At 57.1% G+C, this 20,541-nt stretch carries 18 protein-coding genes; 9 read left to right on the top strand and 9 right to left on the bottom strand.

Annotated features, from left to right (window positions below; all coding sequences use genetic code 11):
• Positions 1–17 precede the first annotated feature (17 nt).
• Positions 18–2,318: a TIM44-like domain-containing protein gene (locus AB1L30_RS15320; protein ID WP_367014303.1), complete on the top strand. Its 2,301-nt coding sequence runs from the start codon at positions 18–20 to the stop codon at positions 2,316–2,318.
• 33 nt (positions 2,319–2,351) lie between these two features.
• Here the strand turns inward: AB1L30_RS15320 and coaD are convergent, their stop codons facing one another.
• The 3 genes from coaD to AB1L30_RS15305 all read right to left on the bottom strand — a co-directional run bounded on the left by coaD (position 2,352) and on the right by AB1L30_RS15305 (position 4,775).
• On the bottom strand, positions 2,352–2,849 hold the full coding sequence (coaD, locus tag AB1L30_RS15315) for a pantetheine-phosphate adenylyltransferase (RefSeq protein WP_367014302.1): 498 nt from the start codon (positions 2,847–2,849) through the stop codon (positions 2,352–2,354).
• Between the two features lie 36 nt (positions 2,850–2,885).
• Positions 2,886–3,533 (bottom strand): hypothetical protein, encoded by a 648-nt coding sequence (locus AB1L30_RS15310; protein WP_367014301.1) that lies wholly within the window; start codon positions 3,531–3,533, stop codon positions 2,886–2,888.
• Between the two features lie 81 nt (positions 3,534–3,614).
• A complete protein-coding gene (locus AB1L30_RS15305; RefSeq protein WP_367014300.1) occupies positions 3,615–4,775 on the bottom strand; it encodes an aminotransferase class V-fold PLP-dependent enzyme in 1,161 nt (386 codons plus the stop codon).
• Between the two features lie 286 nt (positions 4,776–5,061).
• On the opposite strand from AB1L30_RS15305, the gene AB1L30_RS15300 reads away from it, so the two are divergent.
• The gene (locus AB1L30_RS15300; RefSeq protein WP_367014298.1) at positions 5,062–5,244 is read left to right on the top strand and encodes a hypothetical protein; all 183 of its coding nucleotides are present in this window, start codon (positions 5,062–5,064) and stop codon (positions 5,242–5,244) included.
• Between the two features lie 213 nt (positions 5,245–5,457).
• Complete coding sequence (locus AB1L30_RS15295) at positions 5,458–6,456, top strand: prenyltransferase/squalene oxidase repeat-containing protein (protein ID WP_367014809.1); 999 nt, start codon at positions 5,458–5,460, stop codon at positions 6,454–6,456.
• Here the strand turns inward: AB1L30_RS15295 and cobA are convergent.
• A complete protein-coding gene (gene cobA, locus AB1L30_RS15290) occupies positions 6,453–8,000 on the bottom strand; it encodes a uroporphyrinogen-III C-methyltransferase (RefSeq protein WP_367014297.1) in 1,548 nt (515 codons plus the stop codon). The two genes, AB1L30_RS15295 and cobA, sit on opposite strands and share 4 nt — an antisense overlap.
• 169 nt (positions 8,001–8,169) lie before the next feature.
• Between cobA and AB1L30_RS15285 the strand changes: the two genes are divergently transcribed.
• On the top strand, positions 8,170–9,612 hold the full coding sequence (locus AB1L30_RS15285; protein ID WP_367014296.1) for a hypothetical protein: 1,443 nt from the start codon (positions 8,170–8,172) through the stop codon (positions 9,610–9,612).
• Positions 9,613–9,684: 72 nt separating this feature from the next.
• Positions 9,685–9,963 (top strand): 30S ribosomal protein S20, encoded by a 279-nt coding sequence (rpsT, locus tag AB1L30_RS15280; RefSeq protein ID WP_367014295.1) that lies wholly within the window; start codon positions 9,685–9,687, stop codon positions 9,961–9,963.
• Positions 9,964–10,092: 129 nt separating this feature from the next.
• Here rpsT and AB1L30_RS15275 read toward each other — a convergent pair whose 3' ends face one another.
• From AB1L30_RS15275 to AB1L30_RS15265, 3 genes are all read right to left on the bottom strand, one after another.
• Positions 10,093–10,944: a dihydroorotate dehydrogenase electron transfer subunit gene (locus AB1L30_RS15275; RefSeq protein ID WP_367014294.1), complete on the bottom strand. Its 852-nt coding sequence runs from the start codon at positions 10,942–10,944 to the stop codon at positions 10,093–10,095.
• Between the two features lie 24 nt (positions 10,945–10,968).
• On the bottom strand, positions 10,969–11,946 hold the full coding sequence (locus AB1L30_RS15270) for a pseudouridine synthase (RefSeq protein WP_367014293.1): 978 nt from the start codon (positions 11,944–11,946) through the stop codon (positions 10,969–10,971).
• Positions 11,947–12,040: 94 nt separating this feature from the next.
• Positions 12,041–12,334, bottom strand: a complete 294-nt coding sequence (locus AB1L30_RS15265; RefSeq protein WP_367014292.1) for a hypothetical protein — start codon at positions 12,332–12,334, stop codon at positions 12,041–12,043.
• 301 nt (positions 12,335–12,635) lie between these two features.
• Here AB1L30_RS15265 and AB1L30_RS15260 point away from each other — a divergent pair, with 301 nt between their 5' ends.
• Together AB1L30_RS15260 and AB1L30_RS15255 are read left to right on the top strand one after the other, a co-directional pair.
• Positions 12,636–12,962: a DUF3302 domain-containing protein gene (locus AB1L30_RS15260; RefSeq protein ID WP_367014291.1), complete on the top strand. Its 327-nt coding sequence runs from the start codon at positions 12,636–12,638 to the stop codon at positions 12,960–12,962.
• Between the two features lie 25 nt (positions 12,963–12,987).
• Positions 12,988–14,112 carry an efflux RND transporter periplasmic adaptor subunit gene (locus AB1L30_RS15255; RefSeq protein ID WP_367014290.1) on the top strand — a complete coding sequence of 375 codons (1,125 nt, stop codon included), beginning with the start codon at positions 12,988–12,990 and terminating at the stop codon, positions 14,110–14,112.
• Between the two features lie 4 nt (positions 14,113–14,116).
• Here AB1L30_RS15255 and AB1L30_RS15250 read toward each other — a convergent pair whose 3' ends face one another.
• Entirely contained in the window at positions 14,117–15,088 is a 972-nt protein-coding gene (locus tag AB1L30_RS15250; protein WP_367014289.1) for a type I phosphomannose isomerase catalytic subunit, read from the bottom strand.
• A gap of 423 nt (positions 15,089–15,511) precedes the next feature.
• On the opposite strand from AB1L30_RS15250, the gene tatC reads away from it, so the two are divergent.
• Together tatC and AB1L30_RS15240 are read left to right on the top strand one after the other, a co-directional pair.
• Positions 15,512–16,675 carry a twin-arginine translocase subunit TatC gene (gene tatC / locus AB1L30_RS15245; protein WP_367014288.1) on the top strand — a complete coding sequence of 388 codons (1,164 nt, stop codon included), beginning with the start codon at positions 15,512–15,514 and terminating at the stop codon, positions 16,673–16,675.
• 116 nt (positions 16,676–16,791) lie between these two features.
• Positions 16,792–18,447, top strand: a complete 1,656-nt coding sequence (locus AB1L30_RS15240; protein WP_367014287.1) for a formylmethanofuran dehydrogenase subunit A — start codon at positions 16,792–16,794, stop codon at positions 18,445–18,447.
• 97 nt (positions 18,448–18,544) lie between these two features.
• Here the strand turns inward: AB1L30_RS15240 and AB1L30_RS15235 are convergent, their stop codons facing one another.
• Complete coding sequence (locus AB1L30_RS15235) at positions 18,545–20,257, bottom strand: NADPH-dependent assimilatory sulfite reductase hemoprotein subunit (protein WP_367014286.1); 1,713 nt, start codon at positions 20,255–20,257, stop codon at positions 18,545–18,547.
• Between the last annotated feature and the right edge of the window lie 284 nt (positions 20,258–20,541).

Genomic DNA, 20,541 nt, shown 5'->3' with positions numbered 1-20,541 from the left:
GCCCCGAAATCGATCCCATGTACGAACTGCTGCCGGTCCAATCCATTCTGCTCGCTGTTGGAGGAGAGATTGCCGGTTTCGTCGTGGTGATCGTAATGATCGTGGGGGGCATCCTCACCGAGCATCTCCACGGCGGATTTCGGACGCTCTCGCTGATTCGGCTGGGTAACAAACGTGCCCGAATGGACCAGATGGATCAAGCTCTCGAAGCGATTCAAGAGGCCGACCCGAACTTCGATCTACAGAACTTCTGTGCCGCGGCCGGCAAGGCATTCATCGAACTGGAGAAAGCGGTCGATAGCCGCGATCTGAACGACATCCGAGCTTTTATGTCGGATGGAATTTACCAGCGTGTGATCTTTCGTTTGGAAGAAGAAGAAAGCCTCGGGCGATATCGCAAGACCGACAAGCTCGAACTCACCGAGATCGTTCCGGTCGAGGTCAGTTCCGCGAAGAACAACGAAAACGCCTTCGAGGTGATCTCGCTGCGGATCGTCGGCAAGGCACATCGCGAATACCAGATGAAGCATGCCGAGGCCTCGATTGCCTTGGACGAGATTGAGCCGATCAGCGAAGTCTGGACCTTTTTACGCCGTCGCGGTGCGAAGACCCGCTCGGGCGACTTCGGTTCGATCCATGGCAATTGTCCCAACTGCGGTGCCGATGTTTCGGTGAACCAGTGGGAGAAATGCCCTGCCTGCGACAGTATGGTCCGTTCCGGCGAGCACGACTGGGTGCTGTCCGAAATCTCGGATGGTTCTTCCTGGAAGGTGACCAAGCCTTTCAAGATGAGCAGTGTGACCCGTTACTGGATCAAGCAAGACAAAGGCTTCAGTTCGCACTACCTGGAAGATCGAGCGAGCGTGATCTTCTTCCGCAAATTTCTGGCCGACCGAATCGGAACGATCGACCCGCTGGGCAAGGTCGCCACCGATCGCTTTTGCGAAGCGTATGCCCAGAAACTGCAGCCCGATGCCAACGGCACGCGGATGATCTTTCTGCAGCCGAAGATTCTGGCAGCCGACGTTTCCGGCGTGATCGCAGAAGCACCGCTCGATAAGGCACTGATGCATGTTCGCTGGACCGCACTTCGGGGGACGGTCGACAAGCGTGGTGACTTCCAGCTGGAACGCGATCCGGTGCAATTCAGCTCGATGATGGTTCTGGTGCGGCAACATGGCACGATGACCCGCATCGAGCGAACCATTACCAGTTCGCATTGCCCCAAGTGTGGTGCTCCTGAATCGAACAACGCGTCGCATGCCTGCGAGTTCTGCCATACCGTGCTGAACGATGGTGCCTTGGAATGGACCTTGGCCGATATCCTTCCGTTTACATCGACCGCGGCATTGGCGCTTCGCAAGAAAGCGTACGAGGGAATCGAGCCGAAGGTGGCCGTCATGACCTCGGAATACGACGAAGACACCCAGCTCAAACGCGTAATCGTCGTTGACCAGACGATGCCGGCATTCACCAAAAGCGAGATGGAAGGGATCCAGATCGATGGTGCCACGCCCGATATTCATGTTCGCGAAGACGACGTCACACTATGCCGCTTGATTGGCGTGATTTCGACCGAGTTGAACGTTTCGCGAAAGAGTGCCCAGGGATTCATCCTGGAAGTCGCTCGGGCCTGCGAGATTCCTCGCGAAGTGCTGATCCAAGGAATGAAATCACGCACGCCGCTCGATCGGGCACATCTGCGAGATTTGAATCCGATGCTGGTGAAGCGTTGGCTTTCGGCGATGGTCGATGTCTGCTTGATCGATGGCCGGTTGGAAGAGTGGGAGCGAAAGCTACTCAACGCGACCGCCTTGGCCATTGGACTGAGTCAATACGATGTCGACGCCCTGATGCGGGCTCGAACGCTGCAATTAAAAGAATGGACCGATGGGATGCGTTCGGTCGACATGTTTGCCTGGGTGGTGGTCGTCGCAGCCTCGGACGGCAAATTCGATCCACGCGAAGTCGATCAGCTCAAGTCGTTGGCGGCGGAATTCAAAATCACCAACCAACAGCTAAAAGAGATGTGCCTCGCTGCGAAGCGAAACGAACTGGAGGCACCCAAGCCTGGGGACTTTGGCATCGGCAAATATTGGCTGATCCGGATGATTGACATGGCACTGGCCGACGGCAACATCTGTGCTAACGAGCAGCGAGTGCTGACCAAGGTTGGGGCTTCGATCGGGATGACCAGCTTCGATATGAAGCAGATGATTCGACGTCGCCGATCAATTCTGCATCAGCAAGCGCAGCAGGCCCTTCGCCAGAACCAGGCTTCCGCCGACGACTCTTTGCATGTCGAACGGGACTGGTAACGCCGGTCCCCTTCCCTTGCCTGGCCGGACGATCTAGCGCGTTAGCTTTGCCCGCAGGTCTGGGATGATCGACGACGGCACGAACTTCTCGAGCTGTTCGTCGTTGGCCAGTGGCGTGATCTGTTTCAGCAGCGAGCTGGAAACGTGGCCATATTCTTCATCCGCCATCAGGAAGATCGTTTCGATCCCACTGTCGAGCTTGCGGTTGGCCATCATCATCGTGAACTCGCCGGCGATGTCGGTCAGGGGGCGGATCCCGCGAATCATCACATGGGCGCCCACGCTGCGGACAAACTCGACCGCCAGGCCATCGAACGTTTGGGCCTCGACATTCGGCATGTCGGCCGTAACTCGCTGGACCAGGTCAATACGCTCGGTCGGACTGAACAGCCCGGTCTTCTCGGCATTGATACCGATGCCAACAATCAGCTTGTCGACTAACTTGCTGCTGCGCTGGATTAGGTTCAGGTGCCCCAGAGTGATCGGATCGAACGATCCAACATAAACGGCGATTCGATTGCCATCCGCCATGGAAGTCTTTCAGAATTGGAAACTACTTACGTGGGCTTAATCTTGTGATGCGAGAGTCGACGCATGGTAGCTCAGGATCCATTTTCCCAAGCTGAAGTAAATCAGTTGCCCCAGTTGATAAACGAGGCCAAAGATGAGGCCCACGACGATTGAATAGTACATGATCGTGCGGAACATCTGCGACTTGGCATCGTTCTGCTGTAAGGTCATCAAGGCTTGTTCCATGGCATGCCAGTTGGCCATCTGCAGCATCGTGGTCGCCACGGCATTGATCAGCGTGTAGATGATCCCGACCAGGCAAACATTCGCCAGAAAACGGTATGTTCCGGCCTCGTCCTTCCGTAGCGATTGGATGCTGCCATACATCAGCGACACACCCATCAGAAATGAAAACAAAGTCAGGCCAATGAGCAACGGCAGGTGGTTCCGGGTAACCTCAGCCATTTTCTCTTGCATCTCAATCTGGGCTTTGAGCTGCGGGTCGGCGTCGGTCGCATCCATCGAAAACGCATCAGGTGCGAACGCCTGCATGAGAATCCCTGGCATGCTGCCCATACAGCCCAACAGTAAAATGACCGCCAGGATGATGCCTACCACCGCGATCACCGTCACCTTGGCGGGACGCATCGGTTTGTTCGGGATGACTTCGGCAAATACTTCTTCACGATCCGAGAAGTCGACCATCTGCGATTCCAATTCGTCCAGTTGGGCTCGTTTGTTGAGGCACGCTTCCCGTCGAGTCGTGCACACTTGATTGCCTGAAGCTTAATCGACAGCGTCCAGCGTTTCTAGCAAACGGTCGAGATCTGCCTGATTGTTGTAAGCATGGGCACTGACCCGAGCGAAGTCACCACGAACGCTGAAATTCACGCCGATCTTCTGGCCGGCGGCGCGCAGGGCTTGGGGAAGTTTGCCAGGGACCTGAAACGGAACGATCCCGGAACGTTCGTCCCCTTGCCGACTGCAAATGACATGGGCCCCTGCCTTGGTCAGTGCTTCGCAGATGGCGTCGGTTACCTCGAGAACGCGCTCCCCCACGGCCGATTGCTGCGGGCCGGCGCCCTGATCGAGTAGAAACTGCAGGCTCGCGCCGAGGCCAATCATGCCGGGCATGTTCTGCGAACCCCCTTCATACCGGGCAGCACTCTCGCGGAACGTGAGATCGGTTTTATCGAAATTGGTGCGACCGGCGACGCTGTTCCAGCCGATGCCGACCGGATGCAGTTCGTCGAGCAGTTCCTTCTTCACATAGAACAGCCCGGCACCTTCCGGCCCAAGCATCCACTTGTGACCGTCAGCCGCCAGGAAGTCGATATCGGCATCACGCACATCCAGCGGAAAGACACCCATCCCTTGAATCGCGTCCAGAAAGAACAGCGCGCCAGCATCGTGCGCCATTCGGGCCACCGCCTTGGGATCGATCCGCCAACCTGTCTTGTAGCTGACCCAACTCATCGAAAGTAGACGGGTGCGGCTATCGAGGGCCTCGGCAATGCGATTGAAGTCGGGCTCGACCCCATCAACCGGGATCACGCGAATCTCGACCCCCTTCGATTCCTGGTGGAGCCACGGGTAAAGGTTCGAGGGGAATTCGTTCCCCAGCACCACCATGTTGTCGCCAGGCTTCCAGTCGAGCCCTTCCGCCACCAGGTTGATGCCATGGGTCGTGTTGGCAACCAGCGCGATCTCGTCGGTCGTGGCCCCGATCAGTTGGGCTCCGGCGGTGCGGGTAGCCTCGATGGCACGTTCCCAGTCGAGCCAAACGACATCCCCCTCTTGGGCTGCCTGGTCGCACCAAGACTGAATTGCTTGGGCCGTGACACCCGGCAGCGGAGCGACTGCGGCGTGATCGAAATAGGCCCACTTCCGGGTAACAGGCATCGCTTCGCGAAAAGATTGCCACCGGGAATCATTGGAAAACGTCATTAAAATCTTCTTTTATGATCGACCAAAAGACTTGTAGGAAATATAGTTACGACTTAAATTAGACCATCTTTCACCAGGGCGGTTCAGTATCAATTTAAAGACTTTTCCGATCGCCCGACACCATCTGGAACCTGAAAGCAAGACGATCACCTACCCTGTTTTATGCCGACTGGGCGCTCTAGGTGACATTGCCTTTCTGGGAGGTATACTGGATGGACTGGATAAATTGGTCAAAATTTGTCTTTTCAAACCGTAGCGTATCGCTGATTTGCTCCAGGAGTTGCCAATGCCGAAAGCGCTGACGATTGTGGGAATGGGTGTCGCCGTTCTCCTACTCTTGATATTTGCGCTCGATCTGTTGGCCGGTGTTCCCTTTGGTGGCGTCAGCTGGATGATGGACATCTCGTTCATCGTGTGCGCCGGAATTCTCGGTTTCCTGGCGTTCACTACGTTCCGCGAACAGAAGTAGCCCCACTACACGTTCCCCAAATTGCGGGATCTGTTCCGAAAAATCGTGCGAGTTCCCGCCTCTTCCCCATCGCTATTATGAAACTTTCCTTTACGCGATTCGTTTTGGCTGTGAAAATAGTAGGAAGCCTAAGCAAATCAAAGGAGTTAGCGAATGGTGAACCTGAATCGTCGAAGTATGTTGGGAATGCTGGGTGGCTTGTCCGCCGCAGCCATGACGCCTCCGTTGTTGGGTGCCCCTCCTTCCGATTCACAACGCCGCACATGGGAAGCCTGTGTTGAGAAAGGTCTGGCGTGGGTTCAACGAACCCAGTCTCGCTTAGGTCACTGGACCGCGGCGAACTATCCCACCGCAATGACCGCCCTGGCTGGCACCGCTTTATGTGCCTCTGGCTCGACCACCATGCAGGGCCCCTACTCCGAGAACCTCCGCCGAGCGGTGGAGTTCCTCGTTTCGAAGGCCCGACCCAATGGTTTGATTGGCGACCCGGTCACCGACAACCGTTACACCTACGGTCACGGCTTTTCGATGCTCTTCCTCTCGCAGATCCTGGGAGAAGAAGAAGACTCGGACCGACGTGAAGATCTCATTAAAATTCTGACCAACGCGGTCAAGTTCAGCGTCTCGGCCCAGACCAAATCGGGCGGATGGGGCTACGTTAGTGCGAAGGACGGAAACGACTTCGACGAAGGTTCCACGACGATCACCCAGGTCCAAGGACTTCGCGGCTGCCGCAATGCCGGCATCCCGGTTCCTTCGGAAGTGATCGAGAACGCGAAGAAGTACATCTACGACTGTCAGAACCCGGACGGCGGGATCTCGTACAGCTCGAAGAACCGAGGGACTTCGCGTCCGGCAATCACGGCGGCTTCGATCTGTTGCCTTCAGAACGCAGGCGAATCGAAGTCAGACGTCGTGCAGAAGATGCTCGACTACTGCAAGAAGAACCTCTACCAGATCCAATCGCAGGCCCAGAGCTTCAGCCACTGGCATTACTCGTACCTGTACTACTCGCAGGTCGTCTACCGCGAAGGCTCCAACGATGTGAGCCTGTGGGATACGTTCCGCAATCGTTTGTACGACCGCATCACGGTCGAGCAAAACAACGAAGGCTACTGGGACGAAACCAGCATCGGGCCAATCTACGTCACGGCTTGCAACTTGATCATGATGCAGTTGGATCTGGGCTACTTGCCAATCTACCAGCGTTAGTCCGCGGTCGACGCGACATGTTCGAGGATCGCGTCGACGATTCCTTGCATGGTGTAAGTCTTGGCTTCGACAACTGGTTCGAAGCCGAGCTCGCGCAGCGTGTTCGAGGTAATCGGGCTGATGCTCACGAGCTTACTCTTCTTCATCTCTTCTCCCAGCAAGGCCACCGTGGCATTGGCGATCGCGCTGCTGGTGACAATCACCCAATCGATCCCCTTTGTTGCGAAACGTTTCTGGACCTCCGATGAAAGCTCTACGACGTCGTCGCTTTGATAGGTGACCACCTCGGTCACGTCCGCCCCGTACGACTTAAGCCCTTCCGGCAAGACATCGCGACCACGAGATGCTCGTGGCAATAGAACACGTTTTCCAGAGACCTCGTTGGCCAAGGCATCGACCAGCGACTCGGCTCGGAATTCTTCCGGAACCACGTCGGCACGAAATCCAAACGACCGCAGCGCTGCTTCCGTTCCGGTGCCAATTACCCCGAATTTCACGTGCCCAAGGGCTCGATAGTCGAGGCCGATCGCTCGCAAGCGGCGTAGGAAATAGGCTACCCCGTTCACGCTGGAGAAGACAATCCAGTCGAACGATTTCAGTTGCTGCAACGCTTCGTCGAGCGGCTGCGTATCGTGGGGATCGTTGATTTCGATCGCTGGTTGCAGCAATACCTCCGCGCCAGCTTCCGCCAGTGGATAGTGCAAGTCGATCGCTTGCGACGACGGCCTTGTCACCAGAAACGATTGACCAAACAGCGGACGTTCTTCAAACCAGTTGGGCATGCCCCGATCGGCCGCGACCTCGCCCACAACCGTGATCACCGGCGGACGAATCTTCGAGCCGGAATGCAACAAGTTGGGGATCTCGCCCAGCGTGCAGCGGAACGTTTCTTGATCAGGCCAGCTACAGCGACGAACGATCGCGCACGGAGTATCAGGCGACTTGCCATGTTCGATTAAAGCGGCCGACCACTGCGGAGCGGTTGTGACGCCCATGTAAAAGACCAGCGTGCCTGGGAAGCTGGCGAGCGCACCAAAGTCGATCGCCGAGCCATCCTTACCAGGCTTCTCGTGACCGGTCACAAACGCGACTGCCGAGGCATAGTCCGAGTGGGTCAACGGAATGCCGGCATAGGCACTCGCGGCCAATGCGGTGGTGATGCCAGGCACGACTTGAAAGGGGATGTTGTTGGCGCGGAGCGCTTCGATCTCTTCCCCGGCCCTGGCGAAAACGGTTGGGTCGCCACTCTTCAGGCGAACAACGGTTTTGCCGGCTTGGGCATGGCGGATCATTTCGGCGTTGATCCGATCTTGGGTCCAGATCTTTCGTTCGGCGTGGCTGCCGAGGCAATGCATTTCATCCGCGACCAGGTTAGCAAAACGCAGAATTTCCGGGTTGGATAGATAGTCGTACAGCACAACGTCGGCACGCTGCAGGCAGAAATAGCCGCGCTGCGTAATCAGTCCAGGGTCACCAGGGCCACTACCGACCAGGTAAACAGTTCCGGGTCGCGGAGTCGGCGATTCTTCTGGGGTGGGTGCCACGATCGTCCCTCAAAGGAAGGTGTGCCGTCAGTCGGCGATGCGTTTCTATGAATTTAAAACCAATTGGCGCCTTAACGGAAGCGGTTGATACAATAGGACTAACGGATTATTGTGCGTGGCAGACACAATAAAAATTCCTCATGCATGTCCGAACGATTTGGCCAGCCCTATGTCTGACGGTGGAAGTTTTTCGATCTCGGAAGAAGCCGACTACGAAGTCTCGCCAGCGCTAAGAAAGCGTCTGCAGCAGCTTTTCGATCACGCAAACCAGTTGATGAGCAAGCCGAAGTACGACTTCGACTATGCCCACAGTTTGTTGGCCGAGTGCTGCAAAGGTGACCCAGCGAACCTGTTCTACGTCGAGAAGATGTTGGAAAATCTCGACCGTAAGTTCAAAGGCAAAAAGAAGGGCTCGCTGTTCTCAGGCTTCGGTAGCAAAAGCGGCTTTAAGAAGGCCCTGGCTGCGAAGAAGTGGAAGGAAGTCCTGGCCGAAGGGGTCGAACTGCTGAAGTCGAATCCCTACGACAGTGTCACGCTGCGGGGGATGGTCGATGCCTGCGAGGCGATGCGATACCACGAAGTGGGCCTCCGCTACATGAAAAACGCCATGGATGGTTCGCCTGGCGATATGGAGGTGATGCGTCACTGTGCCCGTTATCTGGGGCGTGTTGGCCAATTTGACCAGGCAATCTCGCTTTGGCACTTCATCGAAGAAAAGAAGCGTGGCGACGACGAAGCCAACAAGATGATCTCGCAATTAACCATCGACCGCGAGCGCCGGGCCCAAGGGCTCGCGACGGTGACCAACCGGATCGATCCTGCCGACGCTGCGAAAATCCGCCGTCGCCCGGCTGCTCAGAATGGCGAAGAATCGGACGGTATCCAAGAGCGTCCGGCGATGAAGATCGAGCTCAACGAGAAGCAGAAGCTGAAAGCGAAGATCGAGGCCGATCCCGATTCGCAAGAAAATTACATGAAGCTTATCGACCTCTGGTGCGACGAAGGGAAGTTCTTCGAGGCCGATAAGGTGATCAAAGAAGCCTTCTCCCACTTCGGCGAATCGATGGAATTGATCGAGAAGCGAGAGGATGTCTCGATTCGCAAGGCTCGCCATCGGTACCGCATGGCCGAACAGCAGGCCGCCGAGAACGCCACGCCGCAGGTCCTGGAGCTTGTCGAGACCGCCAAGAACGACCTCAGTCGGCTCGAACTCGACGTCTACAACAAGCGCTCCGAGCGTCACCCGGGAGATGTCAGCCTGAAATACGAGCTGGCCTTACGGCTCAAACGGGTCGGGAACTTCGAGGAAGCGGAGAAATTATTTGATGAAGTCTGCGAAGCGGATGAAAAACTTTTAGCAATTTGCTACCTGGGCAAGGGAGAGTGTTTGCAGGCCCGGAAGAAGTACGTCACCGCGATGGAGATCTATGAAGAAGCCCTAAACTATGCTGACAACTTGAGTTCCGAACGATTGAAGCTTCTGCTTTATCGGGCCGGGGTGCTCGCCCAGGGGCTAAAAGAGTGGACTTCGGCGACCGCGTATTTAAAACGCCTGCAGAAAATGGACGCGGATTACAAAGATGTCTCTCGACGGCTAGACAAACTCCGGTAAATCCGGCATGATGATTAGCTTCCAGTAAGAGTCTGACAAAGGACTGTTCGTTTCCGTCTACCCGGTTCAATCATGCCTAATACCAAGAGCGCTCAAAAACGTCTTCGCCAAAATGTGGTTCGCCGTACTCACAACCGTGCGGTAAAGTCCTCGCTTCGATCCTCGATCCGTAAGGTTCGAGAAGCCGTTACGGCTGCTGACTTCGAAAAGGCTGAAGAACTGTTCCGCGCCACGGTGAAGAAGCTGGACAAGGCTGGTGCCAAGCGTGTTCTGCACCCAAAGACCACTTCGCGTTTGAAGTCGCGTCTGTCGCAGCACATCAAGAATGCCAAGCTGAAGGCTTCGGCCTAAGTTATCTCCGGCCGTCAGGCCGTTGTTAGATAACTGCGTCTAGAAACAAGCTGGGGTGCCCAATGGACGCCCCAGTTAACGCACGTCCAGCCCTGACTCTGGTTGGACGTTTCTCATTGGCGGACGCTTCTAGGCGTGCTCCCAAGCAATCTGACATGCGTCGAAGATTGGTCCTTCGACGCACGTTCGTTTGTAGTCCCAACTGCCATCTTCCTGCAGCACTGGGGCAACACAGGTAAAGCAGATCCCGATGCCACAAGCCATCGGTGTTTCCAGCGAAACCTGGCAGGGCACATCGCGTTCGGCGGTGAGCTTGCTGACCGCTTCCATCATCTTCTCGGGTCCGCAGCACAGAACCTGCGGGGCGCCGATTCGCTCGGCAATCGCTTGATCGAGAAGGTCGGTTACCAGGCCGTGATGCCCGGTCGAACCGTCATCGGTGCAGATCTTCAGTTCCAGGCCGGTGGCCTCGAAGTCTTCTAGCCCCGCCAAATCAACCGCCGAGCGAGCACCGTAGCAAAGGGTAACCTTTTGCGGAGGCTTCTGGGTGAACTCCCCTTCTCCGTACGACTGCTTGCCCAGCACTTGCTTGGCGACCGCCAGGAACGGTGTCTGGCCGATACCGCCGGCAACCAGAATCAAGTGATCGGTCTCAGGGATCGTGAAGCCGTTGCCAAGCGGACCCCAGACTTCCAGTTGTTGACCAGGTTCCATCTGCTTCAAGCGAGTCGTCAGTTTGCCGTGGACCTGGTAGACGACGTCGACGTATTTAGGGGTTCCGTCTTCGCCGGCGATCACGTCGTACATGGCGAAGGCCCGGCCGAGCAGTGGATCGAAGCAGTTGGCAACACGCACCATGACGAACTGCCCTGGCTGGATCTTGGCTGCGATCTCAGGGGCTTCAAAGCGAACCCGATAGATACGGGCCGCCATCTGGACGTTTTCAACGATCGAGGTCGCTTGAAATTGGAACTGGGACATCGGCTTCCAATCCTTCTCTCTGGCTTATTTCCGACGCATCTGCTTGTCGCGCGATGCTTTCTTTTGCTTGACGGCTCGGCCCTGGCCACGACGCGATTCGGTCGGTTGAGCCGACTTGGTGGGGGCCTTCTTCTTTTTCTTTTTCCCGCCGCGGGCAACGGCACCCTTCTTGGTCACGCGTTTGCCGCCGGCCTGGAACGAGCCGCCGCTACTTGAACTGCGGGTAGCTGATTTTCGTTTCGGAGGCTTGGCAGAGGCCGCGTCTGGCGAGGCGCTGGCTCGCAGCGATTTGACTTCAGACGGCGTCAGTTCGCGGAAAGCTCCGGCGGGAACTTCGCCCAACTTCAAAGGCCCGATGGCGACCCGTTTCAGACGCAGTACCTTATGGCCAACCTTGGCCATCATGCGGCGGATTTCGCGGTTCTTGCCTTCTCGCAGCACCACTTCCAGGATGGCGCTTTTCTTGAGCTTGCGTTTCAAGCGGCATTCTTCGGCCCGAACCATGCCCTCGGCGATGTAGACGCCGCTGCGCATCATCTTGATTTCTTCGACCGACGGAACACCGGCCACTTCGACGTGATAGGTCTTCGGCACGCCATAGCGTGGATGAGCCAGCACGTTGGCCAGTTCGCCGTCGTTGGTAACGATGATCAAGCCTTCGCTCTGGCGATCAAGGCGACCAATCGTAAACAAACGTTCGTCGGGGGGCAGAAGATCGACGACGCGGGTTCGCCCTTCCTGGTCGAAGTTGGTGCTGACCACGCCGACCGGCTTATTCAGCACGAAGTATTGCTTGCGGCGAGTGCGGATCCGGTTGCCATCGACGGTGATCTTCTGGGTGCTCGGATCGACGCTGGTGCCCAGTTCGGTGACGAACTCGCCGTCGACTTCGACGCGTCCCTCTTGGATGATCTCTTCGCACTTCCGGCGCGAACCGATACCGGCTTCCGCCAGGACTTTGTGCAAACGGACGAGGGGAGACGATGACGATGAACCAGGCATAGGGCCAATTGACTGCGAAAAAAGGACTTAGGCGAATGGCTCTATGATACGCCCCGAGTCCGCAATCGCCCATGGGGAGCGGCCCCCAACCTGCCTAAAACGCGGGGTTCCCGTAGGGATCGAGGAAGCTGTATGGCTGATTTTTGACCGCTTCAGGCAGCGACTTGTTGAAGTCTCGAGGCCGAACGCCGACCATTTCCGGGCCAGCATCGGTATCGGGATAAGGATCGCTGTGGAGAGCACGGAGCCGCTGTTGCTCGACAGTGCCTGGATTGGACCAATTCGGTCTCGCCAGGCCGGCACAGCCCACCAGAGGCGACAGCGCAACGATCACCAGCAGCAGACGAGCTGTGGGAGCGAGTCGAATTGGCGAGAATTTCGAGATCACGCGATTTCTCCGAGAAAATAGAGCCACATCCGGGGCTCTGTGCTGCGAACCTTAGCGATTTCCCCCATTTGCCGCAATGGAGAACCCAAATGGCCCTGGTCCGCCGGGGGGAGGCACGAAGATCAGTACTCTTCCAAAGCGACTTTGGTTCAGCTTGCATCCCGAGATCCCATCGGAAATCGGCCACCCAGCCGGGCCGTGCTGCTTTCAGGCAAATTGCTTTAATCGCGATTTAGCTCTGCTAGACTGACCGGAACTAAGGGATCGCGGCACGAATGACTGCTGAAGAAAGGTTGCCTGAATGGACTTTGCTACGCTGTTTGCCTGGTTCGTCATGGGGCTTTTGTCTCTGGTCGTGGTCGCGGTGATCGTTGGGCTTGGCTCGCTCCCAGGCCAAGTCGCGAAGGCTCGCAGCCATCCCCATGCCGAGGCGATCAACGTCGCCAGTTGGATCGGGCTGGCTTGTGGCGGAATCCTATGGCCGTTCGCCTTGATCTGGGCCTACCTCCCCTTCTCTTCAGCATCGACTTCCGAAAGTTCGGAGGTCGATCAGCTTCGCCAGCAAGTCGCCACGCTCGAGGCGGAGCTTGCCGCTTTGAAATCTGCTTCCACGCACGCCTCTTCCTGATCTCTCTGCACCGGATCGGTACGCCATGATTGCAATGTTTGTCGTTCTGTACGTCGCCGGGATCTGGCTGTTTTATGTTCGCTTGAAGGTGAAGCCGAACCCGATCAATCTAGCGGTTTGCGTGGTGATCGGGCTGGTCGCCGTGATGGGAATCGTCATCGGCTGGCAACATTCCGCGCCGACTTCCGGACAACTGGTCGTCACGCGCTACGCGATCCCCATCGTGCCGCAGGTCAAAGGACCGATCGTCAAGATTCATGCCCTGCCGAACGTTCCGCTAACCAAGGGCAAGGACATCCTGTTCGAGATCCAGAAAGAACCTTTCCAGTACGCCGTCGAGCAAAAGACCGCGATCGTGGGCGTGACGGAAAAGACGATCTCGCAAATCGAAGCCAGTTTGAAGGTCGCCGATGCCACGATCGCCGAAGCGAATGCGAACCGCGATGCCGCCGAGGCCGATCTGAATGCGAAAGAAGATGCCAACAAGCGATCGCCCGGTGCCGTGAGTGCGTTGGAGTTGGCCGAACTCAAGCAGCGTCTGGCGGCGGCATTGGCGGGCGTCGACAAAGCAACGGCCGCTCGCGAAGAGGCCGCGGCATCGTTGGAAGTTGCCCGGCAGCAGCTTCTGCAGCATCAAGCCGAATTGCGGAGCGCCCAGTTCGACCTCGATCAGTGTGTGGTCTATGCCCCTGCGGATGGCTTTGTGACGAACTGGCAGGTTCGCGAAGGCTCGATGGTGACCCCCATGGCCTTGGCTTCGGTTGGGACATTTGTCGATACTTCCGAGGTCAGCATCGCGGCGGTTTTCAGCCAGAATGTGCTGATGAATGTCGCCCCTGGTCAGAAAGTGGAAGTTGCCCTGATGAACCATCCTGGCGAAGTCTTTTCCGGCACGGTCGACTCGGTCATAGCCGCGACTGGCGAAGGTCAGTTTCAGGCAAGTGGGCAACTGATGAATGCCGACAGCATTCGTTCCAGCGGCAAATATGGGGTGAAAATCTCGCTCGACGATCCTAAGCTAATCGCCGAGCTGCCAATGGGCACCGGCGGCATGGCAACTATCTATACCGACTCTGGCCGTCCTTTTCAGGCCATCAGCACGGTGACCATGCGTATCAAAGCGTGGGTTTACTATCTGCTGCCGTTCTAAACGGCTACGGCAAGTACATATCGAGCAAGGTCGTGGGTTCGATCGCGTTCAGTTGGACCGAGCCGCACGCGGCTGGGATCAAGAACGTCGAACCCTTCCCCAGGGCCTGATCCAACTGGGCGTGTGAGGTGCGAATCTTGCCTTCCAGCACGGCGACGATGTGAAAGCCCTGATTTCCGCCGATCGACTTGCGCCCCTCGAACTGCCAGCGATCGAGGATGAACTTATCGCACGTGACCAGGCGGTTGATGTCAGCATCGGAAGTCGGCTGCGGCTCTTGCGGTTCGACAGGGCCTCGGTCGAAGTCGATGGTCTCGAGCGATTCGGTGATGTGGAGTGCCCGCGGCTTGCCATCCGCCCCCACGCGGTTCCAGTCGAACAAGCGGAAGGTGGTGTTACTGGCCTGCTGGATCTCTGCGACCAGCAAACCTTTGCCAAGGGCATGCGTGGTCTTCGCAGGAATGAAAAGGCAATCGCCGACCCGCGGCTCGATCACGTGCATCGTGTCGACGACCGAATTCGCCTCGACCGCTTGGGCGAGCTGCTCTCGGGTGACCCCTTCTTTCAAGCCGACATAAACCTTCGAGCCAGGCTCGGCGTCGAGAATGTACCAGGCCTCGGTCTTGCCGAGATCTGGCGGATCGAGCTTGGCTCCTTGGGCGTCGTCGGGATGAACCTGGATCGAAAGGTCGCGATTGGCGTCCAGAAATTTGAACAGCAGCGGAAAGGTCCTTCCGGCCGACTTGTTGCCGAAGAGATCGGTTGGGAATTCCGCGACCAGTTCGCCGAGCGTTTTGCCGGCCAGGGGGCCGTTGGCCACCACGCTTTGATCTTCGCCATGATCGACCACTTCCCAGCTCTCGGCGAAGTCGCCTGTGTCTGGGATTGGCTTCCCCAAAACCGTTCCCAGGCGACGGCCGCCCCAGATATAGTCGCGGAAGGTCGGCTTGAAGATTAGTGGGTAGTTCAATGGCACGGTGCGTTTCCTTGCTTCCGGTCGTAGCGATTATGCAAATGGACCTTACCAGTTTTGAACCTTTGGCCAGAAGAAGCAACCATCTAGGCGATTCAATCGGTCGCGTTCCGGGCGAAAACCACCCTGGCGAGCCCCTCCGCATTGAATTTTCGAGGCGGCGTTGGTAGTATAAAACGCATGTCAGGTGGCAGACCGGCCTTTATCTACGCCCCACTGCTGTCGCGCGAAGTGCTCTTTCGGGGTGCCGGCAAGAATCCACTGACATGGCAAGACAACCTGTTCGCTTCGATGCGAGTGAAGCGGTCGCCATCCTTACGATGATGATCGTCGGTCACCCAGATCCGTTCAGGAATAAGCTTGCCGCGACTCTTACATGCTCCTGCAATCCCCTGACGATGCGCTTCCTGTACCGAGGTTCTGGGAATGAACAGCAAGATCAACGATGACTTCTTCGAAGGCAGCTCGATGTCCTTCGGCGATCACCTCGAGGAACTGCGTACCTGCTTGTTCCGGGCGGTGATCTGGCTGGCAGTTGGCGTTGCGGTCGGCCTTTATTTCGGCAACGACGTGGTGAAATTCATCGAGAAGCCGATTCAAAGTGCGCTGATTCGCTATTACCAAGACAAGTCGATCATCCAATTGGAAGAGAACCTGGGGATCAAGCTGACCGAGGCACAGATTCGCGAAGTCGACAGTTTGATGCGTACCAAGGCCTGGGTGGCGGTCGACATGTGGATCGAACCGGCCGAAATCCGTCGCCTCGCAGGCGTCGAAGGCACGCCGGAAGCCAAGCCCGAAGAGCCACAAGCGGACGAAGCCAAACCGGCCGAAGAGAACGAACCTGCCGCGAAAGAAGACGCAGAAAAAGAAGGCGCCGCTGAAGCAGACACTGCCAAAGATGGCGAGGCTAAGACGGAACGCGAAAAGATGCTGACTGAACTCAAAAATGCCGGCGTCTTGCCGACCGAAGAGCCAGTCCGGATGCGTACCTGGCAACAGATTCAGCCTTCGACGGAAGCCCTGCGGGTGGAAGAAGTGTTCATGATCTGGCTGAAGGCGGGCATCGTGTTCGGCTTTATCCTGGCCAGCCCGGGCATTTTCTGGCATCTGTGGCAGTTCGTCGCCGCTGGCCTTTATCCGCACGAAAAGAAGTACGTCTGGATCTTCATGCCGTTCAGCTTGACGCTGTTCTTTGGTGGTGCGGCCGTGGCTTACTTTCTCGCATTCGAGCCGGTGCTCGACTTCCTGTTTGGGTTTAACCTGCGAACCGGCATCGACCCGCGTCCTCGGATTAGCGAGTGGATGGGCTTTGTGATCATGCTGCCGCTGGGCTTCGGGATCAGCTTCCAGTTGCCGCTGGTGATGCTGCTGCTCAACCGGATCGGGCTGTTCAGCATTGAAGCGTACACCTCGAACTGGCGTGTTTCGATTCTGGTGATCTTCGTGCTGTCGATGCTGCTCACGCCATCCGACCCGATCAGTATGTTGCTGTTGGCCGTTCCACTGACGCTGCTCTACTTCCTGGGAATCGCCCTCTGTAAGTGGTTCCCTTCGACACGTACCCCGTTCCCGGCCGCTCGAACCTAAATGGCAAATCGGGCCTGCCTTCTGGGGTCGAGTCGAAAACTGGGCTAAAATAACAGGCATCGTCTTCCGCGACGATGCCTGTTTGCTTGGGTAGCTCTGCATCGAAGGATTGAACCTTGGGATATCTCGTCCTCGAAAACGGAACCGTTCACGATCCCCAGAATGGGATCGATGGCGAAGTTCGCACGCTTTGGATCGAGAACGGCAAGGTGGTGCCGCCGTCGACCGAAGACAATCCGGTCATCGCCAGACGCATCGATTGCCGAGGCTATGTCGTCATGCCAGGTGGTGTCGATATGCACTGCCACATTGCCGGACCCAAGGTCAACATCGGCCGGCAGATGACGCCCGAGTATCGCCGTGATGAAGGAATCCCCCGCAGCGAAGGTCGCCGAAGTGCTTCCGGCGGGTTGCTGCCCAGTTGTGTCGGGACTGGCTACATGTTTGCCGGGCTGGGATATACGACCGCCATGGATGCCGCCATCCCTGGTTTGCATGCTCGGCACGCGCACGAAGATCTGCTGGACACACCGCTGCTGGACAAAGGCTTTTACTTGCTGTTCGGCAACAATCAGTTTGTGATGGATCGAATCCGCGAAGAACGTCACGACTGTCTCGATGCCTACCTGGCGTGGTCGCTTGGTTCGACGAGTGCTTACGGTGTGAAAGTGGTGAATCCCGGCGGTGTTGAAAACTGGAAACAGGTCAGCCGCAAAACGGTTCAACAGTTGGAAGAACCGGTCCCTGGCTTTGGGGTCTCGCCACGATCGATCGTGCGGAATCTGGCGGCTTCGGTCGATCGTTTGAAGCTGCCACACTCGATCCACATTCATTGCAACAATCTCGGTGTGCCTGGCAACAGCGAGACAACGCTGCACACCATGCAGGCCCTCGAAGGGCATCGAGGCCACTTCGCCCATACGCAGTTCCACAGTTATGCCGGCGACGAAAACGACCCGGCCAGCTTCCGTTCGGCGGTGCCTCGTTTGGCAGAGTATGTCAACTCGAACCCGAACATCACGATCGACGTCGGTCACGTGAATCCTGGTAAGACGTTGGGCATTACCGGTGATGCTCCGTTCGGATACTTTCTCTCGAAGCTGACCGGCAATCGCTGGTATGCCGCCGACAGCGAACTGGAAGCAAGCTGCGGCGTGATTCCAATGGAGTTCCAACCGCAGAAAGTGCTGGTGCATGCCATTCAGTGGGCGGCCGCGCTCGAGTGGTATTTGTTGATGGAAGATCCATGGCGGGTCGCCATGAGTAGCGATCATCCCAACGGCGGCGCGATCTTCCGTTACCCGGAAGTGATCCATTTGCTGATGGACAGTGCCTTCCGCAGCGAAGCGATCGCCCGGATGCACAAGACGCTGGGGGACCGAACCATTCTGGGCGATCTCGACCGAGAGTACTCGATGAACGAGATCGCGATCATTACCCGGGCCGCACCGGCCAAGATGCTCGGACTGAAGCACAAAGGGCATCTGGGGATTGGCGCCGATGCCGACGTCACGATCTATACGCCGAACCTGAACCGGACTGAGATGTTCCAGCGGCCACGGTATGTCGTCCAGGCTGGCCGCGTGATCGTCGAAGATGGTGAGCTAGGCGGCGAGGTCTTCGGAAAGCTGTTCACGGTCGATCCAAGCCTGGACGACGGACAGTTGCCGGTGATTCAGAAGTGGTTCGACGACGCTCACACGATTCGCTTCCGCAACTTCGCGATCGATCGGCAACATCTGGGCGAAGTGGAAACGGTCGCGACTAGTTAGCCGGCATGCATCGCTGTGCCTTGGCAAGCACAAAAAAACGGCACGCGGGATAAACCGGCGTGCCGTTTGTGTTGGATATCGAATTGCTGCCGGGGAACTAGCCGCCGGTTGCTTCGAGCAGTTTCTCTTGCCCGACGCGATCGCAGAAGTCGCCGAGGGTTTCCCCTTCCTGACGCTGTTCTTTGAAGACCGTCATCACCTTGACCAGTTCCGGCACGACTTCGTCGGCTGGGACCATGTCTTTGTAGATGTAGCTCAAGCGATTGCCGAGGCGGCGACCACCGAGGAACATCGTGTACTTTTCCTTGGCACGACCCACCAGGCCGATGTCGCTGTTGTAAGGACGAGCACAACCGTTCGGGCAGCCGGTCATACGCATGGTGAACTTTTCGTCCTCCAGACCAAGCTTGGCGACTTCCTTTTCCAGATCGTCGACCATGCCTGGCAAGGCCCGTTCGCTTTCGGTGATCGACAGACCACACGTTGGCCAGGCGACACACGCCATCGACCAGCGAAGGGTGTTGCTGATTTCGGAAGTCAGGGCGATGCCGTGCTTCTTCAAAATCGCTTCCAGCTTGGGCTTATCGGCTTCGGCGATGCCGCTGAAGATGATGTCCTGGTGGCTGGTGAAGTGGATGCCTGGTTCCAGCGTCGCGCAGATCTCGCGGATGGCACTCTTCAAAGTCCATCCTTCCAGGTCGGCGATACGACCGTTTTCGACGTTCAGACCATAGAACCAGTTGCCATCGCCTTGAGCCGACCAACCTTTGTGGTCGTCGAACTCGGTGACGTCGGCAGCGTGTGGTTCAGGAAGATCGCGACCGAAGTATTCTTCGACCTTCTTCTTGAACTCTGGCAAGCCCATGTTGCGGACGGTGTACTTCAGACGAGCCACCTTACGGTCTTCACGGTTGCCGTAGTCGCGCTGAACCTTGACGACTGCTTCGCAAACACCGATCAGGTCTTCCGGTGCGACGAAGGTCAGCTTCAGGCCCAAGGCTGGGTAGGTCTTGTCGGCACTTGGCGTACGACCCATGCCGCCACCGACCAGGATGTTGTAGCCGATGATCTTGCCTTCCTCGTGGATGGCGATCATGCCCAGGTCCTGGGTGTAGACGTCGATGCAATTGTCTTCCGGCAGGCAGATGCCCATCTTGAACTTACGGGGCAAGTAATGCTTGCCGTAGATTGGTTCGATGATCTCTTGGCCGTTCTCGTCGACCTGGATCTTTTCGCCCGTTTCAGGATCTTGCAGGAAGATCTCGCGGTAGGCACCAGTACGTGGCGCGAAGTGATCGGCGATCTGGAACGAAACCTTTTGGATTTCGTCGTGCAGTGCGTTGTTCTTGAAAGGAGCCGGGCAGCACATGACGTTTCGGTTGACGTCGCCGCAGGCACCCAGCGTGGTGAGACCAACATTCTTCATCCGCTGCATCAACTGACGGACGTCGCTCTTCTGAACGCCGTGGAACTGCGTGGCCTGGCGGCTAGTGATGCGGAGCGTGCCGTTGCCGATGTCGTCGCACAGATCCAGCTCTTCCAGCAGCTGCTTGCTGGTCAGCAGACCGGCCGGCAGGCGAGTGCGGATCATCATGATGTATTCTTTGCCCGAACCGCCGGCGGCGCGGCTGGCAGCGCGAGCGTCGCGGTCGTCCTGCTGATACATGCCGAAATGTTTGATCAGCTGGATGCTTTCCTTGCTGAAGTGGTCCGTTCCATCGACCATTTCAGTGGCAAGGTTGCCGCGCAGGTAATTGCTTTCGTCTTTGATGCCCTCAACCGGGCTCAGCTTGTTATCAGAGGATGCCATGGAGCAAAGCTATTTTGGGGAAATAGAAAAATGGGGAGGTTCTGACGATAACACCTGCGCGAAATTATTCATTTGCACGCAAATTGGCCCCCGAAACCGGCAATCCTGGCCGTTTTACGGGGATGCTGGCGCTTAATATACACATTCGGACAATTCTTCGTAATGCGTCAATCTCGTGTGGTTTTACCAGACGGAATTCTTTCCGAGGCGGGGTGTCGGCGGTCGATTGGCGGGTAAAAGGCAAATCTGGGGGACGGAAGAATTTGATGGTGGGTGGTTCCCAG

The sequence above is a fragment of the Bremerella sp. JC817 genome (assembly GCF_040718835.1).
Classification (GTDB): Bacteria; Planctomycetota; Planctomycetia; order Pirellulales; family Pirellulaceae; genus Bremerella.
The sequence above is the reverse complement of the archived record's forward strand: the minus strand, read 5'-3'. Positions and strand labels throughout refer to the sequence as shown.

What these genes read in the sequence shown, in the direction of transcription:
- AB1L30_RS15320 (WP_367014303.1), top strand. Translation starts at nt 18, where the DNA reads ATGTACGAACTGCTGCCGGTCCAATCCATTCTGCTCGCTGTTGGAGGA.
- coaD (WP_367014302.1), bottom strand. Translation starts at nt 2,849, where the DNA reads ATGGCGGATGGCAATCGAATCGCCGTTTATGTTGGATCGTTCGATCCG.
- AB1L30_RS15310 (WP_367014301.1), bottom strand. Translation starts at nt 3,533, where the DNA reads ATGGTCGACTTCTCGGATCGTGAAGAAGTATTTGCCGAAGTCATCCCG.
- AB1L30_RS15305 (WP_367014300.1), bottom strand. Translation starts at nt 4,775, where the DNA reads ATGACGTTTTCCAATGATTCCCGGTGGCAATCTTTTCGCGAAGCGATG.
- AB1L30_RS15300 (WP_367014298.1), top strand. Translation starts at nt 5,062, where the DNA reads ATGCCGAAAGCGCTGACGATTGTGGGAATGGGTGTCGCCGTTCTCCTA.
- AB1L30_RS15295 (WP_367014809.1), top strand. Translation starts at nt 5,458, where the DNA reads ATGACGCCTCCGTTGTTGGGTGCCCCTCCTTCCGATTCACAACGCCGC.
- AB1L30_RS15285 (WP_367014296.1), top strand. Translation starts at nt 8,170, where the DNA reads ATGTCTGACGGTGGAAGTTTTTCGATCTCGGAAGAAGCCGACTACGAA.
- rpsT (WP_367014295.1), top strand. Translation starts at nt 9,685, where the DNA reads ATGCCTAATACCAAGAGCGCTCAAAAACGTCTTCGCCAAAATGTGGTT.
- AB1L30_RS15275 (WP_367014294.1), bottom strand. Translation starts at nt 10,944, where the DNA reads ATGTCCCAGTTCCAATTTCAAGCGACCTCGATCGTTGAAAACGTCCAG.
- AB1L30_RS15270 (WP_367014293.1), bottom strand. Translation starts at nt 11,946, where the DNA reads ATGCCTGGTTCATCGTCATCGTCTCCCCTCGTCCGTTTGCACAAAGTC.
- AB1L30_RS15260 (WP_367014291.1), top strand. Translation starts at nt 12,636, where the DNA reads ATGGACTTTGCTACGCTGTTTGCCTGGTTCGTCATGGGGCTTTTGTCT.
- AB1L30_RS15255 (WP_367014290.1), top strand. Translation starts at nt 12,988, where the DNA reads ATGATTGCAATGTTTGTCGTTCTGTACGTCGCCGGGATCTGGCTGTTT.
- tatC (WP_367014288.1), top strand. Translation starts at nt 15,512, where the DNA reads ATGAACAGCAAGATCAACGATGACTTCTTCGAAGGCAGCTCGATGTCC.
- AB1L30_RS15235 (WP_367014286.1), bottom strand. Translation starts at nt 20,257, where the DNA reads ATGGCATCCTCTGATAACAAGCTGAGCCCGGTTGAGGGCATCAAAGAC.